At 58.1% G+C, this 16,668-nt stretch carries 15 protein-coding genes; 7 read left to right on the top strand and 8 right to left on the bottom strand.

What is annotated here, in order from left to right; all coding sequences use genetic code 11:
• Positions 1-122 precede the first annotated feature (122 nt).
• The 5 genes from HY298_09455 to HY298_09435 form a co-directional block, all read right to left on the bottom strand.
• The gene (locus HY298_09455; GenBank protein ID MBI3850477.1) at positions 123-1,508 is read right to left on the bottom strand and encodes a PQQ-like beta-propeller repeat protein; all 1,386 of its coding nucleotides are present in this window, start codon (positions 1,506-1,508) and stop codon (positions 123-125) included.
• Positions 1,509-1,556: 48 nt separating this feature from the next.
• The gene (locus tag HY298_09450; protein ID MBI3850476.1) at positions 1,557-1,952 is read right to left on the bottom strand and encodes a hypothetical protein; all 396 of its coding nucleotides are present in this window, start codon (positions 1,950-1,952) and stop codon (positions 1,557-1,559) included.
• Positions 1,939-2,154 (bottom strand): type II toxin-antitoxin system VapB family antitoxin, encoded by a 216-nt coding sequence (locus HY298_09445; protein MBI3850475.1) that lies wholly within the window; start codon positions 2,152-2,154, stop codon positions 1,939-1,941. The genes HY298_09450 and HY298_09445 overlap by 14 nt, the downstream gene beginning before the upstream one ends.
• Positions 2,155-2,295: 141 nt before the next feature.
• Positions 2,296-3,018 carry a YebC/PmpR family DNA-binding transcriptional regulator gene (locus tag HY298_09440; GenBank protein MBI3850474.1) on the bottom strand — a complete coding sequence of 241 codons (723 nt, stop codon included), beginning with the start codon at positions 3,016-3,018 and terminating at the stop codon, positions 2,296-2,298.
• An 827-nt stretch (positions 3,019-3,845) separates the two neighbouring features.
• Positions 3,846-4,136 carry a hypothetical protein gene (locus HY298_09435; protein MBI3850473.1) on the bottom strand — a complete coding sequence of 97 codons (291 nt, stop codon included), beginning with the start codon at positions 4,134-4,136 and terminating at the stop codon, positions 3,846-3,848.
• A gap of 135 nt (positions 4,137-4,271) precedes the next feature.
• Between HY298_09435 and HY298_09430 the strand changes: the two genes are divergently transcribed.
• The 5 genes from HY298_09430 (at position 4,272) to HY298_09410 (ending at position 8,248) form a co-directional block, all read left to right on the top strand.
• On the top strand, positions 4,272-5,033 hold the full coding sequence (locus tag HY298_09430) for an SDR family oxidoreductase (protein MBI3850472.1): 762 nt from the start codon (positions 4,272-4,274) through the stop codon (positions 5,031-5,033).
• Between the two features lie 184 nt (positions 5,034-5,217).
• Complete coding sequence (locus tag HY298_09425; protein ID MBI3850471.1) at positions 5,218-5,772, top strand: hypothetical protein; 555 nt, start codon at positions 5,218-5,220, stop codon at positions 5,770-5,772.
• Between the two features lie 21 nt (positions 5,773-5,793).
• Positions 5,794-6,339, top strand: coding sequence for a hypothetical protein (locus tag HY298_09420; protein ID MBI3850470.1), 546 nt, complete (start codon positions 5,794-5,796; stop codon positions 6,337-6,339).
• A complete protein-coding gene (locus HY298_09415; protein MBI3850469.1) occupies positions 6,327-6,737 on the top strand; it encodes a PIN domain-containing protein in 411 nt (136 codons plus the stop codon). Before HY298_09420 ends, HY298_09415 begins: the two co-directional genes overlap by 13 nt.
• An 86-nt stretch (positions 6,738-6,823) precedes the next feature.
• Complete coding sequence (locus tag HY298_09410; GenBank protein MBI3850468.1) at positions 6,824-8,248, top strand: hypothetical protein; 1,425 nt, start codon at positions 6,824-6,826, stop codon at positions 8,246-8,248.
• Between the two features lie 402 nt (positions 8,249-8,650).
• Here HY298_09410 and HY298_09405 read toward each other — a convergent pair whose 3' ends face one another.
• On the bottom strand, positions 8,651-9,769 hold the full coding sequence (locus HY298_09405; GenBank protein MBI3850467.1) for a TIGR03118 family protein: 1,119 nt from the start codon (positions 9,767-9,769) through the stop codon (positions 8,651-8,653).
• 438 nt (positions 9,770-10,207) lie between these two features.
• Here HY298_09405 and HY298_09400 point away from each other — a divergent pair, with 438 nt between their 5' ends.
• Positions 10,208-12,307 (top strand): penicillin acylase family protein, encoded by a 2,100-nt coding sequence (locus HY298_09400; GenBank protein ID MBI3850466.1) that lies wholly within the window; start codon positions 10,208-10,210, stop codon positions 12,305-12,307.
• A gap of 165 nt (positions 12,308-12,472) precedes the next feature.
• On the opposite strand, the gene HY298_09395 is transcribed toward HY298_09400, so the two are convergent.
• Both HY298_09395 and HY298_09390 read right to left on the bottom strand, forming a co-directional pair.
• Complete coding sequence (locus tag HY298_09395; protein ID MBI3850465.1) at positions 12,473-13,738, bottom strand: sugar isomerase; 1,266 nt, start codon at positions 13,736-13,738, stop codon at positions 12,473-12,475.
• Between the two features lie 58 nt (positions 13,739-13,796).
• Positions 13,797-14,843, bottom strand: a complete 1,047-nt coding sequence (locus HY298_09390) for a substrate-binding domain-containing protein (protein ID MBI3850464.1) — start codon at positions 14,841-14,843, stop codon at positions 13,797-13,799.
• A gap of 497 nt (positions 14,844-15,340) precedes the next feature.
• Between HY298_09390 and HY298_09385 the strand changes: the two genes are divergently transcribed.
• The coding region (locus HY298_09385; protein ID MBI3850463.1) for an IS1380 family transposase at positions 15,341-16,668 on the top strand (1,328 nt) is incomplete at its 3' end.

Below are 16,668 nucleotides of genomic sequence, written 5' to 3'. Positions count from 1 at the left end.
CGCACAATGGATTGTCGCAAAAGTTCACCTCTCGCTTCCCGGGCATAAGATCGGTGGCTGCATACGTTGCTGAAAACTGGTTTGGTTTCATAACATTAGGCTGCAGTGAATCATGAACCACTTCATTGCGCTGCGATACAATAGAGATTCTGCTGGCCACGGACGAAGAGTTCTTTTCCGACGAGCGCCAGTGACGCATCGGTCTTGTCGTCGAGTTTGTTCGTGGCGAGGACTTCCAGTTTTGGACCTTTCTTGAGCACCAGGCAGGTGCCTTCACGGCCGAGCACATACACGCGGTCTTTCGCTGCCACCGGTGAGGCGTAAATTCCAAACGCGCCTTCCAATCGTTCACCTTCGAAATTAGCCTTGCCGGTCTTTGCATCGAAGCAGGAGAGTTTGCCGTCGTTGTTCGCCACGAAGTAAAGCAAGTCGTCCACCAGCAACGGCGACGGAACGTAGGGAGTGTTCCCTTTGTGACTCCAGCGAATGGCGTCGGTGCCGGCGAGATCGCCGGTGCGGTCGAGCCGGAAGGCGAATAGCGCGCTGCCGCGAAAACCGCTGGTCACATAAACGGTGTCGGCATCGGCGACAGGACTCGGAATCGCGTTGACGGTCTGGCCCGAGCATTCCCAAAGGAGTTTGCCAGTGGCCATGTCGTAACTGCGCACTTTTCCGGTGGCATTGACGACGACCTGCCGCTTGCCACCCTGCTCGACCACCAACGGTGTTGACCAACCAGTTCCTTCGTCGCGCGGAGTGCGCCAGAGTTCCTTGCCGGTGCGTTTGTCGAGCGCGGTGATGAAATCATCTCCTTCGTGGTCCCAGTTGACGATGACCATGTCGCCGTAAAGCGCGGGAGAAGCGCCTTCGCCGAAAGTCATCTTCGTGCGCATGTGGCCGAAGTCCTTTTGCCATTTCAGATTGCCGTCCATGTCGTAGCAGTAAAGTCCACGCGAACCGAAGAATGCGAAGACGAACTGACCATCCGTGATGGGTGAAGCGGAAGCAAAGGTGTTATTCTGCTGATGCCCTTCATGCGGAACTTCTTCGCGTGCGACTTTTTGCCAAAGCGTTTTGCCGGTATTGCGGTCGAGGCAGAGCACGGCAAATTGATACGCTTCGGTTGGAGTTTGCGAACCGAATCCGCCCCGCCCTCCTCCGCGTCCCTGGCCGCCTTCACGTGGAACTGAATTCGCACTCGATGGAGTTGCGACCTCGGCGTTCTTGGCCTCAGCCTTTTTCCCCGTTGGAACAGCAGAAAGTATGAACACGCGCTCGCCCCAAACGATGGGGGTGGAGTCGCCAAAACCAGGAATCTTGACCTTCCACTTCACATTCTTGCTTTCGCTCCATTCCAACGGCGGGTCTGCGAGCGGCGCGACGCCGGTTGCCAGCGGCCCGCGCCACTGCGGCCAGAACGCTTTGCCGTCCGCTGCTTTGTTAGCCGCGAGGACAACTTGAACAATGAACAAAAGGACTATGCTGACAAACAGGAATTTTGATTTCATAAATGTGAGAACTCTTGCTAACTTGGGTTGGTTACAGCGCAGCGAGCATCACAACTGCTCCGCCTTCAGTTTCTCGCCCACAACTTTCCGCATCGAATCGAAGTGGGTGTCCCGACAAGTTATCGCCAACCCGGCACGGATTGCCACGGTGGCAACGAAGAGGTCGTTGCGCGGAATGGTCAATCCTTTGGCCCGGAGTTGACGCTCCAACCGCGCCGCCGCCCGCCAATCGTCGCGCTCAAATGGAACATGGTGGCTAAAGGCGAATGCCTGCTCCAAATCAGCTTCCTCATCTGGTTTCACGCCGCTTAACAACTCAAACCGGATCGGGCAAGTGTAGGCTGCCAGGTCGGCATAAATGAGCCGGGCAACGGCCTGCTTCACGGCCGGGTCACCCTTCTTGCGCAGAAAATCCACCCAGCCGGACGTATCAGTGAGTTTCATAGAGGTCGCGGGCTTCCAATTCCTCGTTGGTCAGCCGGTAGTCGGTTTGGCCGGATAACGCCCGCTCGATGAACTGCCGTTTTTGTTGCTGACGAATAAACGCCGACAACGCCTGAGTGATGGCCGGCGACTTCTTTTTTTGCCCGGTGATTTGTTGAATTTGCTTCAGTTCCGTCGCATCAACTTCAATGGTTACTCGCATACTTTTGCCAGATAATATGATGATTTTCGGGTCGCCTGCAAACAGACATTTTGCCTCGGCAGATGCAGAATGACAGGGTTGAGGGGCAGTCCGGAAATTTGAAAACCCGCGTGCCGGCGGATGTCCGCGTTTGTCAAACCTTCACCGCATTGCCGCATATACGCGATGCACGTCGTCGTGGTCGTCGAGGGCGTTGAGAAAATCGACGACATCTTTGCGCGCGGCGGCATCGAGTTCAGGAAAGCTCTTGGCGAGGTAACGGATTTCAGCGGCGATGATATTCCAGCCTGCCACTCTCAGTGCCTTGGAAACGGTGTCGAGGTCTTTCATCTCCGTCAAAAACCGCGCGCCCTTCTGCCCGGTGGGGACTTCGTCGGCTTCGAGCGGCTCAAGTTCCTGCGCGCCGGCTTCAATGGCATCGCCTTCGGCATCGCGATTGGGATCAGTGTGGGTGGCTTCGACTACGCCGACGTGGTTGAAGAAAAAAGCAACACTGCCGGGCTGGCCAAGCGAACCAGCTTTGAAGATGTTGCGAATCTCCGGCGCGGTGCGGTTGCGATTGTCGGTGAGGCACTCGACCACGACCGGCACTTTGTGCGGAGCGAAGCCTTCGTACGTGACCAGCTCAAAAACGATCTTGTCTTCCGTCAGCCCCGCGCCTTTCTTGATGGCGCGTTCGATGGTGTCTTTGTAAACGGAAGCCTTCTTCGATTTTTCGACGGCTGCTGCAAGGCGCGCGTTGAGGGCGGGGTCAGGCCCACCGAGCTTGGCGGCGACCATGATCTCGCGGACCAGCTTGGCGACCATCTGTCCTTTTTTCTGTGCGCTGGCTTCGCGTCCGGCTTGTTTCCATTGTGCGCCCAATTTACGTAAACTCCTGTTTTGATTGTTGGATTACCATGGAACAGTTCTCAAGATGGATGTTGCAAACCCACCTCTGCTCCGGCCTGTCGGCCAACCTCTCCCAATTGGATGGAGAGAGGGACGGGATGAGGGGCATTCTGTGTGGTGGGAGATGCCGTCATGCTGTTTCAATTCACTCAAATGTTGCCGACAGTCTGTGGTTTTTAAGGCCGACCGTCAACGTGCGATCTCGACTGCGGACAAATACCCACGGGCAAATCGTTCAAAACGCAGTCGCAGACATGAGGAGAACTCCACCCACCAGAAAGTTGGAGTTTCGACACCATGAACCTCGTGTTCGAAATTCGTTGGAAACCCACCCAGCGATCTTGTGGTTCATGTGGGTGCGAATTCTCCTTCGCTTCCACCCACAACGGTCCGCCCCGTTACGTCGGCGCACATGAAAAGCGAGGTCAAGACAAAGTTTTCCAAGTAGCGAAGACCAGAAACTTTCGCTCCTGGCTTCGCCAGACGCTCGTCAGAAGCTTCGTGGGGCGTGTGTCCACACCGCGGTCTTTGGGTTTCAAGTTGCCGGCAGCACTCTCGGCGGATCCACGCGACCATGCGCTACGATGCGCGCCCAGGCACACTTGGGGGACTCGGGTTCCTCACCCACACAGTCCTACTGACCTGGCCCAAGGTCATCGGGGAGTTGTCGGGCCAGAGGAACCAGCCAGCTACGGGGAAGGTCACTGCTGTGCCTCCACGCCGAAGGTTTGGGTCTCTCCCGGCCTCCTGGATACGCTGCCGTTACGGGCCTTGTTGACCCAGCGGCGCACCGAACCGCGTTAGCCCCACTGGGCCTTCGCCATAGATTGCGCACGGGTCGCACACCACCGCGCGTGTGACGCGCGGCCGGACCACGTGTGCCAACCAGCGCCCGGACCACATTCTTCGAGGTCCATAAGCTTGGTCGTGGCGGGAATCAACCGGAGGTCTTTGATCAGTTGCGTCTCTGGCTCGGGAAGCGCCAGTGAGCGCGCCGATGACTTTTGGTCATCCAGCCAGGCGAGCAGCGAGAATTTGGCATGGGCATCCAGGCGCAGGCAGACTACACTTTCGAGGTGGTTTGTTTTCATAAGCGGGCGCTTGAGGTTGTGAGTTTATACGGCGTGCGCCGGGCGCACGACCCGCACTCGACAACCCGATGCTATAAGCATTTCAGGTCGGCCGCTTTTCAAATAACCAGCTACAGATTCTGAAACGAACCTCTCATGACTACGACATTTCCAACTCAACCTGTGGCCGTCATCAGCGGCGGCCTGGGCGACATCGGCCTCGCCACGGCTCGCGCGCTGAAGCTGACCGGCTGTCGGGTGGCACTCGGTGATCTACGCGACGCCGGTCGCAATACCGACGGCTTTCATGTTCATCACGTGGACGTGGCGAGCGAGGCTTCCGTCCAAGCCTGGTTTGGCGCGGTGGAGGCGGCCTTTGGCGAGCCGGCCTCCCTCATCGTGGTGAACGCAGGGATCGTTTGCCTGGGCAGCGCGCTGGCGGCCACGGTGGACGACTGGAATCGCACGATGGCCGTAAACCTCACCGGCGCGTGGCTCACTGCTCGCACCGGCGCGCGACGCTTGATCGAAAAGAAAATGCCGGGACGCATCGTCTTCGTCGGCAGTTGGGCGGGCCATGCACCGCACATGGAACTGGCCGCTTACTGCGCGGCGAAGGCCGGCTTGCGGATGTTGACCCAGTGCCTCGCGCTGGAACTCGCCGCCCAAGGCATCCTTGTGAACGAAGTCGCACCCGGCTATGTGAACGCCGGCTTGAGCGGACAGTTTTTCAAGAAGGATCCGGCGCTCGCGGCCCGTTCGACCGCCGTCGTGCCGGTCGGCGAGTTGATCGAGGCGGACGAAGTCGCCGCTGCCATCGCCTATTTGTGTTCGCCCTCGCATCGGAATCTCACCGGGTCCACGCTGCTGCTCGATGGCGGCCTGTCGCTCTTGCGCAGTCCGGTAGTCAAATCATGAACCCATGAATCACCGCTACCACGAACGCTTTCGCGAAATGAAATTCGTACACTTATGAATGGACCAAACCTCTCCTTGACCGCTGCGGCGGAACCAGTTCAAGTTTCGCGGCTATGAAACGCACTCGGCCAAACTACGCCGCGCTAGACCAAACCCGCGTTTGGCCGAATTTGGGTTAGGCTTTGTGAAAATAGCTGCACTCATATTGCTTGTTCCGCTTGTTGTCTGGTGGGCGTTGATTCTCAAAGTATATTTCTTTCCCCACCGGCGCAGAAAGCCAGTGCCGATACCAGTGCTTGGTGGGAAGTTGTGTGCGATTTGCTTAGCAGGATATAACACAGACAAGAAGAAGGCTGAGTTCGAAGCTGCCATTGCAAACTTCCTTTCCCTCGATGCCACTGCTCTGAAGGAGGCGGAAGGATATGTTTTCCAATATTACAAGGATTATGAAAAGGATTGGAAAACTTATGATGATGAGTTCAAGCCGATCAAGTCACCGAGTGATATATGGACGCATGTGCAGTTCGGAAGTGAGCCGACGGTTTCTCGTCGGAGGAATGGAGACAAAGGGATTTACATTTCCCTTGAGTGCGGTTGCGACTGGGAGGAGGAGCACGGAATGCAGATCGTCTTTAAGAACGGTCTAAAAGTGGTTAAGGTCGGGCCATATGATGGCCACCTCACTAACTCGGATGCCTATGCAGATGACAGTCTTGAAAATGTTGTTTACAAAGCCTAACCAAGATTGTTCGAGCGAACCATGAGCCCCCGCCTGCACGAACGTTTCCGCGGCTTCCGCGCCCGGGTCGGCCTGAGCCGGTGGGACATCACGCCGCCCGCCGGAGCATACGCGCGCAATTGGGGCGCGGCGAAACATTGGTTCGCCACGGGCGTGCATCGCCGGCTTACGGGCACGGCCCTGGCCCTCGCGCCGTTGAGCGGAGCGGGAATTCCGCTGTTGGTCATCAGGTTCGAACTCGGCTGGTGGCGGGGAATCACATCGTTTTTCAACCGGGAAAATCATCCTTGCATTGCCTTGGCGGCATGGGAAATTTCCCAAGTGACGACTATTTGTACCGCAGACAAGAACCGATTGACCGTGCGTGGCGTCCGCAATGGCGCGCGTTACCTGGTCAAGAAAAAGAGCAACGGCTGGTGGATTGAACCCGCACCGCAGCCGCGACGCCGGGTCCGGGAAGTGAAAGCCGCCACGCGCGATTTGGCCGACCATCTGGCGGCGTTGGCGGAGGAAGGGTTTGCGTTTGAACCGCTACCCCAGAAGAAAGTGCCGCCATGCCGGTTCTGAAATACCTCACGGACACGAACACCGTCAGCGACTATTTTCGTCCGGGCAACCCAGTCAAGGACTGGTTCGCGAAACATCGCGGGCAGGTTGGTATTTCCACACTCACGCTGGCGGAAATGCGCCGGGGCATCGAACTCAAAGCCAACCCGAAGGCGCGGGCGAAGTTGGAACGGACTTACGATTTCATTCTGGAGGATTATCGGGAGGCGATTTTTGTTTTTGACGAGGCGGCAGCGGCGGAATGGGGCAGGCTCATGGCTGAATGCCGTGACGCACTTCCGCCCTACGATGATTCTTTGATCGCGGCCATCGCTCGGAGCAGTGGCTTGACGGTGATTACCCGGAATGAGAAACATTTTTCCGGCGTGGCCACGGTCAACCCGTGGAAATCAAGATAGTTCCCCGCAAGCTGAGAGCCGTTGCGCCACTCCGCTCAATGGCGGCGAGACGCCGCTGCGAGAACCAGCAAACAAACCGTGAACCCATGAACCCCCGCCACCACGAACGCTTCCGCGGCTTCCGCGCCCGGGTCGGCCTGAGCCGCTGGGACATCACGCCGCCCGCCGGAGCGTACGCGCGCAATTGGGGCGCGGCGAAACAGTGGTTCACCACGGGCGTGCATCGCCGGCTCACCGGCACGGCCCTGGCCCTCGCGCTGTTGAGCAGAGGGGGAAGTCCACTGGTGCTCATCAGCCTCGAACTCGGATGGTGGCGCAGCCGCAAGGATGCCGACACGGCTCGCCAGCGCGTGCTGACAGAACTCGCGTTGCCGGATGCGAATCTCATCATTCATCTCTCGCACACCCACGCCGGGCCGGCGCTGGATTCAGACGCGCCGCCGGAGGCGAATCCCGAGGCCGCGCGCGCCTACCTGGCCTGGCTGGCCGAAGCTTGCGTCCAAGGCGGACGCGACGCGCTGGCAAAACTCCAGCCCGCCACGGCGCTGTTCAATCACGGTCATTGCGCCCTGGCCACGCAACGCGACTTGATTGACCCGGCGAACCCGGAACGCTTTCTCACCGGGTTCAATCCGGAGTCCGCCGCCGATGACACGCTCCTCGTCGCGCGGTTGTTCGGCGAGGATGGCCGCACGCTCGGCACGCTTGTGAACTACGCCTGCCATCCCACCACGCTCGCGTGGGATAACCCGCTGCTCTCGCCGGATTACCCCGGCGCGATGCGCGAGTTGGTGGAGTCGCAGTCGGGTGGCGCGCCGTGTTTGTTCCTGCAAGGCGCGAGCGGCGAACTCGCGCCGGCAGAGCAATACAGCGGCGATGTGAACCTGGCCGACCGTCATGGCCGGGAGCTTGGCCACGCCGCGCTCTCCGCGCTTGCGCCGTTGGAATCGGGCTGTTCGCGTCTGAACTTCGAGTCCACAGTGGAGTCGGGCGCGCCGCTGGCGGTGTGGCGTGCCGCTGAAGGCGACCTCAGCGAGGTGCTGCGCGCGAGTGCGCCACGTCTGCCGTTGGCTCTGAAGCGCGACCTGCCGTCGGTGGCCGAGATTGATGCCGCGCTCGCCCGCCAGCCCACGGGGTTTCAATACGAGCGTCTGCTGCGACAACGTCGGGTGCGCAGTTCCGTCGGCGATAACGACGTGTCCACGGAACAGTTCTGGCTCTGGCGGCTCGGCGATGCCGCGCTCTGTGCGGTGCCGTTCGAGGCTTACTCCGTTTTACAGACCCAACTGCGCGCGGCCTTTCCCGAGACGCCGCTGCTCGTGCTCAACATCGGCAACGGCCATCTCGGTTATCTGCCGCCAGGCGATTGCTACGGTCATGACCTCTACACCGTGTGGCAGACGCCCTTCGCCAGCGGCGGGCTGGAGCGTTTGATTGAGACCGCGCAAGCCGGGTTGCACTTGCTGCTTGCCAAACCACCTGGAACAATCGGCAAAGGAACCAGCCCCTGAACAACAAAACCACCATTCACACATCCGGACCGCCCAGGCGTTACTCGGACACAAGGATGTGACGACGACGCAGATTTACACCCATGTGATGCAGAGGCCGGTTCTTGGGGTGCGCAGTCCGCTGGATAACTGAGCGAGATTCGACTCCTCGCCGTGAACCTCGTAGCAGCGGACGTGAGTCCGCTCCATCTGAATTTGATGAAAGTCAGAGCCGACTCACGTCGGCTGCTACGGCCAGTTCCGACTCGGAGTCGGGGTTCGGGTTCAATGAGCGAAATTCTTGTGGGAATTCTTACCCTGACGCTTTCCTCAGTGGAGGAGAGCGAATTTGTGTGGCGTTGATGCGAAGCGGTGGAACCGGCCACCGGGCCGGCTCCACCGTGGTTGAGCAGGGGCAACTGCTCAGCGTGCGGCTGGGAGGAATGGGCTGATCGGGCGGATGAATCCGAAGAGTCCGTCGGCTTCATCGTTTGTGCCGGCCGTAAAGTAGAGGCGTTGTGCGATGTAACTGGACTCGCGTTCGAATTGTTCGTCGCGGTCGAAGGTCAGTCCCCATAGCCCTTCAATTTCGATGACATCGCCGTTGGCATCCTTGAGCTGGCCGAGGAATTTGCCGGTGAGCAGATCGTAGGCATTGATCCGGCCATCGCCAAAATTGCCGACGAGAAGGGCGTGGCTAAAGTGACCGAAATTCCGTGGGGCGATGGCCATGCCCCAAGGCGAATTGAGCGTGCCTTGGGAGGCAAAGCGACGGAGCAAGGTGCCGTCGGTGTCGAAAATATCCACAAACCCATTTCCCAACCCTGCCTGGTCATCTTCCTTGTCCGGCAGGAGTTGCTTGGCGAAGGTCACAAACACCCGGCCGCGAATGTTGCGCACATTGAACGGCGCGAACAGCAGCGGCACGTCCGGATCCGTAAAGGACTTCACGAAATGGAACTGGCCGTCATAGACATCGACCTTGCCATTGTGGAAATCCGCAGCGTAAACTTGGGGTGCGCCGTCGGCATCCCGCACGATGGCCAAGCCTTTGTAAACGGCCCCCGATCCAGAATTGTCCACGACAATCATGGCGTTGGTGCCGGTCACGGAATTATTCCAGGCGGCAATGGTGCCGTCCTCCGTGGCGAGGAGGAAGGTGGCTGGACTTTGCTGCATGCCATTCGTGATCACGAACTGCGCGGTGTCATTAAACACCAGTCCCGTTGGCGCGCCATCTCCACCGCCGGGCGCGGGAACATGGACCTTGTATTTCAATGGCTTGCCCAAGGGGCCGTAAGTGGCGATTTGGCTGGAGTGATTGTCGTTGATCCATACCGCGCCCGGCCCCGCGACAATCCCCCACGGGTTCAGCAATTGCGGGTCGAGCTGAGCCGCATTGGTATCGGAGTCGGAAACCAGGTCCACCTGGACGTAGCCCTGGTTGGTGCTGATGACGGCCTGCGATTTTGTTGGCAGGGCAGCGAGCGCCAACAACCCGGCGAAGATCAGCTTTCGTGAGCAATTGAATTTCTCTTTCATATACGCTTTTCCTTTTTGTGTTTGTTGAACGTGTCAAAGTTGGTGGCCATCGTTGCTTGGTTCCGGATTTCGTTTCACAATTCTGTTTCCTGAGCAAAACTCTCCTTCCTCATGCCGTTAGCGGTCGAAGGCCGGAGTGGACTCTACCCGACGTACGATGTCCAGGCCGCCAATTGGTTCCCAGACGGCAGATCAAAAACGGATCAATGTCCGGTTGTGGCCGAACCCGACTTCTTTGACCAACACTGGTCGCTTGCTTCTGTTCGCAGCGAGGGCGCTTGCCCATGGCTTTGGCAAAACGTCGGGCGGCTCGTTGAAGCGTCTAATCTGTAACTGGTTGGCACGTTGAAACGTTACAAGCTTGAACCGCAGTATCGCCACATCATTGCATGATGCATGATGGATGACGAATCGCTGCAGGGTAATAGAATATCTCAAATGAAAAAAACCTTGCTGATCGCACTCGCGTTATCGTTCGTCCTGCCGATAACCTCTCCGGATCGAGCACTGGCCACAGCGAAGCATGAGGCCACCATTTACCGGGATGAATTCGGCGTGCCGCACGTGTTCGCCGCTGATCTGGCGACGGCGGCGTATGCCATCGGTTACGCTCAAGCGGAAGACCGGTTGGAGGAGTTGTTGAAGAATTATCGGCGCGCGACCGGCACTATGTCGGAGGTCTTCGGGCCGAGTTTTTACCGGGATGATTTGATTCAACGGATGTGGCGGCACGATGCGATCAGCCGGGAGAAATACAGCGAGATCAGTCCGAAGATGCGAGCGGTGCTCGAGGCTTACATCGACGGTGTGAAGCGCTTCATGAAGGAGCATCCGGAACAGGTGCCAGCGTGGGCGCAGGAGATTCATCCGACGGACGTGGTGGCGCTGGGGCGTCACATCATCTGGGGCTGGCCGCTGGGCGAAGCGGGTGGCGATCTGTTGCGGGCGGGCATTCAACCGGATGACATGGGGTATCGCGGCTCGAATGAAATTCTGCTCGCGCCGAGTCGCACCGCGATGAAGGTACCGATTGCCGTGCTGGATCCCCATTTGAGCTGGTATGGGGAATTTCGTTTTTATCAGGTGCGGATTTACGCGGGCGATTACAACGCGTCGGGCATTTCGGTTCTCGGTTCGCCGCTGCCGAGCATTGCCCATAGCCGTTATTGTTCGCTGGCGATGACCACGGGTGGCCCCGACACATCGGACATTTTTGAAGAGGAATTGAATCCGGACAATCCGCGGCAGTATCGTTACGACGGCAAGTGGCGCGACATGACGGTGCGCAAGGAGAAAATCGGCGTGAAGACAAAGGAGAAGTTGGATTGGAAGGAAGTGGAAATTGAATACAGTCATCATGGGCCGATTGTGGCGCACAAGAACGGCAAGGCTTACGCGATGGCGATTCCGTACATGGACCAGATTGGTCTGACGGATCAGACTTACGAGACGATGATGGCGCGCAACCTGGAGAAAATGAAACGGGCGCTCGGCCACTTGCAGTTGATGGCGCAGAACCTGATGGTCGCCACGGTGCAGGGCGATATTTATTACGTGCGTAATGGCCGCGTGCCGATTCGCGCGCCCGGCACCGATCCGCGCAAGCCGATTCCCGGCAACACGTCGGCCAACGAATGGCGCGGGATTCATCCGTTCTCAGACTTGGTGCAAATCAAGAATCCACCGCAAGGCTACATGCACAACAACAACGTGACGCCATTCGGAATGATGAAGGACAGTCCTTTGACGCCAGAAAGTTTTTCCAAGTTTCCGTACATTTACAACGCCACGCGCGACATGCCGCGTCATCAACGCGCCGAGATGATGACCGAGTTGCTCGACGCGGCGCACGACGTGACGGTGGAGAAGGCGTTGGACATCGCCTTCAATCCCCAAGTGTATCACGCGGAGCAGTGGCAGGCGCGCTTGAAGGAAGCGTGGGCGAAGGCGACCGACAAGAAACCCGACGCGACGGAAGTGTATGGGTTGATCGAGAAGTGGAACCGCCGCAGCCAAGCGGATTCCGAAGGGGCGCTGGCGTATTATGCGTTCAAAAAGGGATTGGGCGGCGAATTGGCCGTAAAGTATAATCTGCCGTCCGACGTGACGGATGAACAGTTGATCGAGGGGTTGAACAAAGGGGCGGCATGGCTGAAGAGCAATTTCAACTCACTTCACGTTCCGTATGGAACATATTTCCGCGTCGGTCGCGAAGGTGGAGATCGCGCCTGGCCGACGAGCGGAGGATCGGTCGCCGAAGCCGGCATGTCCACGACCAAAGCGACTGGATATGTCAAGGTCGGCAAGGAAATGGTGGGTCGTGGCGGTCAGACCTCGACGCAGATTGTCATCATGACCGATCCGCCGGAGTCATACACCATTGTGCCGCTGGGTGCCAGTGATCACAAGGAGAGCGGGCATTGGGATGATCAGGCCGAAAAACTCTACAGCAAGAGCAAAGCGAACCCGACTTATTTCCTGCGCAAGAAGGAACTGATGAAGCACGTGACCGCGACGAAGGTGTTGATGAGGGAATGACGGTCTCAGCCGACCACTAATCAGGCCAGTGGGAATTTGATGCTTGGAACATGTACGGGAATTGTAGCCGCCGACGTGAGGAGGCGGACCGTTTTGAATTTCTCGCGAGGAACTCCGCCTCCTCACGTCGTCGGCTACAGCCATTGAGCTTTTTCGTACTCGCTCTTAGCTGCGTTCGCTCGCTTTCTGACGGCGATAACCGGAGCGTCGATAAACGTTGAGCGGATCAATCGCCGCACCGCACCGGCGACGAACCTCGGCGAGAATCGGTGACACATCCGTCTCATACGCGACCTTGAGCGTTCGCTCGGCCATCACGACATCATTCGCCTCTTGATACCTTGCCAACGCCACGCGATCTACCAGCAGCGCCTTGGTAAAGGCGCGATGAATCTCGATCGCTGAAAGGACGAGGTCTTCGATCGGGTCTTTGAGGTTGTGAGATTGGTCGATCATGTAGGCAGGTTGAAAACGCGGACGCAGTTTCTTCACCTGTGGATCACGGGCGGCATCAACCAGTTCGTTGAAGATCAGAAAGAGTTGATAGGGTTTGATCGATGCGGCGGACAGGTCATCATCGGCGAACTTGGAATCGTTGAAATGAAATCCTCCGAGACGGTTCGCCGCAATCAACCGCGCCACGACCTGTTCGACATTGCAGTTCGGCAGATGATGGCCGAGGTCCACGAGACACGCCGCCTGCGGGCCGAGCGCTTGCGCGATCATCAGCGACGTGCCCCAATCCTGAACAACCGTTGAATAGAAGGCGGGTTCAAACGGCTTGTGTTCAGTGAACAGCCGCCAGTCTCTCGGCAACGCCGAGTAAATCTCTCCGAGCGAATCGATGACCCGATCTAGCGCGCGGCGGAGATGTTGTTGTCCTGGAAAGCTGCCGCCATCAGCCAGCCAAACGGTCAATGCCTTCGATCCCAACGCGCGGCCAATCTCGATGCATTCGAGATGATGCTCGATAGCTTGACGGCGCACGGTACGCTCGGTGTGTGACAGCGAACCGAATTTGTACGAATATTTTTGGTCGGGCTGATCTTGAAAGGTGTTGGAATTGATTGCGTCGAAGCCGAGACGAAGTTGTTTTGCCAGGCTTTTGAGGCTTGTCGCATTAATCGGTTTGTCCCACGGCACGTGAATTGAAATGCGCGGTGTGACGCCGGTGAGGTCGTTCACGACCGCGGCATCGAACATTTTTTCGGCGACGTTGCGTGGCTCGCCGGAGATCGGAAAGCGACCGAATCGCGTTCCACCTTGAGAGAATCCCCACGAAGGCAAGGCAACTTTGAATCGAGCCGATTCGGTAGTGATTGTTTTTATGTCGATGCCGCGCCGGGCCAGCATTTCGCCAAGCGCATTGAAGTCTTGTCGATGATGTTTTTCCAACGCTCGGTTGGAATGAGCGACTGTTTGTGAGTCAATTCGTTGCACAGGACGTGGGTGGGTTTTGCGTGATTTCGATTACGCGCATCCGCGCGGCTCAAATCCCGAAATCATACTTGTCGATGTTCTCCTTCGTGAACCGGATTGGGTCAGCCATGATCACCGTCTTTGCGTCCTGTTTGCTCAAGCTGATCTTGCCATGACCGGGAACGTCCATGCCGTCGGTCAGCTTCTGCCCGTCAACGAGCGCCTTGGCCAGTCGCACGGTCAGGGCGCCCAGCTCGCGCGGGTCCCACAAATAGAACGACTGCAATACGCCATCTTTGATGTAAGGGCGCATCTTGCCGGGGGTGGAATTGCCGGTGATGGCGACCTTGCCGATCTTGCCCGCACGCTTCACAGCCTCGGACGCGCCGGGGACGGAATTGGAATCGAACGCAATGATCCCTTTCAGATTCGGATAGGCGTTCAGGAGTGTCTCGATCTTTTGTCGGGCAAAATTCTCGTCCTCTTTTGTGACTTCGGTGGCAACGAGCTTCAGCTTTGGATATTTTTCCTTCGCGCGCGCTTCGGCGTAGCGACGCCACGTGTTCAGATTGGCGGCATCGAGGCTGGCAATCGCGATGGCCCACTCGCCTTCCTCACCCATCTGCTGTGCCAGATCGTCCACAAGCCTTTCGCCCAGTACCTTCTCGTCCACCTGATTGACGAACAAGTCGCGCCCGCTTTCCGGGGCGTCGCTGTCCCACGTCAACACCTTGATGCCTTGCGCCTGGGCCTTTTCGACGAAGCGGCGGATGGTCTTCGGCTGGTTCGGCGCGATGCAGATGGCGTTCACGCCCTGGCGAATCCAGGTGTCGATGAATTTATTTTGCTCCGAACCGCTCGGCTCGGTCGGACCATCGTAGATCAGCGTGACCCCCAGTTCGTCCGCCACCTTGGTCGCGCCGCGTTTGCAGGCGTCGAAGTAATCGATGTTGATCAACTTCGGCAACAGGGCGATGACGACTTTGCCGTGAGCCTTTTGCGGCGCATTGCTTGAGGAGGATTGCTTCCCCGAAGATTCTTTCTCGCCGCAACCGACAAGGAAGGCGGACAGAAGGATGATGGAGGAAAAGAGAAACCTGTGACGCTTGGCCTGCATGGCGACAGTGTTTAACCGTGTTCGGCGCCGGTTACAATCCTGATTTAACTGTCACAATGCAGTGGCTCCGGGAAGCGCAAGCGGCAGGCGCAAAGAAGCGCGACTTTAGTCCGCTTTCAGGGGGTTCGCTGTTTGGTGTTCGATGACTGTCTTGCCCGATCAAGCTGAAGCGGAGTTCATTCCACGCCCCACCGCAACCAGGGTCAAGGATGCGATGCTCCGCCTGCAGGGAAGCGTTTTCCTCACCTCGGCGGACATGCACGCGCGCGATTCTCCGACGGACGGCTAGCCCCTCAACAAGTGTGATTTTTCGCCGTCTGCAAAAAAAAGCTCGAAATGGCCGTGAACATTGGGTGGAATGCGTTTGTTCAAGAACACCAACCACCCACGAAAGGTCATTTCGAGTGAAGAGACGCTACCGCAAGATTCTCGGCAATCGCAAGCATAGAATCGCCCGCTGACTGGCGGCCAGGCAGTGGAAGGACCAACCTCGGCCAATGCTCACGGCCAGCAACCTTCGCTACGAGATGGCCGACCGGGTCAACGCCGTCAGTTGCGGTGGCATTGGGGCCATGCATCTGCTGGTGCAGCGGCTGGGCTTGATCGAGGATATCAATCGAAACCTGAAGTTGCTCAAAGTGCATCTGCCCTATCATGAGAGCGATCACGTGTTGAACATCGCCTACAACATCCTGGCCGGCGGCGTGCGCCTGGAAGACATTGAACGGCGGCGGCAGGATGAAAAGTTTCTCAACGGCCTGGACGCCCAACGGATTCCCGATCCGACCACCGCCGGGGATTTCACCCGGCGCTTTGAGGAAGCGGATATTCTGGCACTGCGGGAATGTTTCAATCGCGCGCGGCTGGCCGTGTGGAAAGTCCAGCCCAAAGGATTTTTGGAGGAAGCCTTCCTCGACGTGGACGGAACGATTGCCGCAACGCTGGGTAAATGCAAGGAAGGCATCGGCCTGTCGTATAAAGGCATCTGGGGTTACGCGCCGCTGATCGTGAGCCTGGCCAATACCAAGGAAGTGCTCTACCTGCAAAACCGGCCCGGCAATTGGGCCAGTCACAGCGGCAGCGTGGAATGGATTGATCGGGCGGTGAAGCTGGTCGGGCAGGTCGCCGGTACGGTGACGATCCGGGGCGACACGGACTTTACGCACACCGCCCATCTGGATCGGTGGGATGCCGCGGGCTGCTATTTCATTCTGGGCATGGACGCTCATCCCAAGGTGGTGCAACTGGCCGAACAACTGCCCCAGAGCGCCTGGCAGCGGTTGGAACGCTTGCCCAAATATGAAATCCTGACCGAGCCACGGCAGAAAGTCTTTCGTTACAGGGAACAGATCGTGATCGAGAAGGAGTTCAGGAATCAGAAACTGGTGGGCGAGGACATCGCCCAAATGGATTATCAGCCGCTCAAGTGCGGGAAGCAGTATCGGCTGGTGATCGTGCGCAAGAACCTCAGCGTGCAGACAGGAGAGCAGGCGCTGCTGGATGAGATTCGGTATTTTTTCTACCTCACCAGCCGGCAGGACAAAGCCCAGAAGATCGTGGGCCTGGCCAATGGCCGGTGTGATCAGGAGAACGTGATCGAGCAGTTGAAGAACGGCGTCAACGCGATGCGCATGCCCGTCAACGATCTGTTGAGCAACTGGGCTTCCATGGTGATGGCGGCGCGGGCCTGGAATCTCAAGAGTTGGTATGGGCTGCTGACGCCCAACCGCCAACGGGGACTGGAACTGGTGCGGATGGAGTTCCGGCGCTTTCTCCAGGCGATCCTGTTGATCCCTTGCCAGGTCGTGCGCACGGCGCGGCGTGT

It is taken from the genome of Verrucomicrobiota bacterium, from assembly GCA_016200005.1.
Taxonomy (GTDB): domain Bacteria; phylum Verrucomicrobiota; class Verrucomicrobiia; order Limisphaerales; family PALSA-1396; genus PALSA-1396.
Note: the sequence above shows the minus strand (reverse complement) of the source record. Positions and strands in the feature narration are given on the sequence as shown.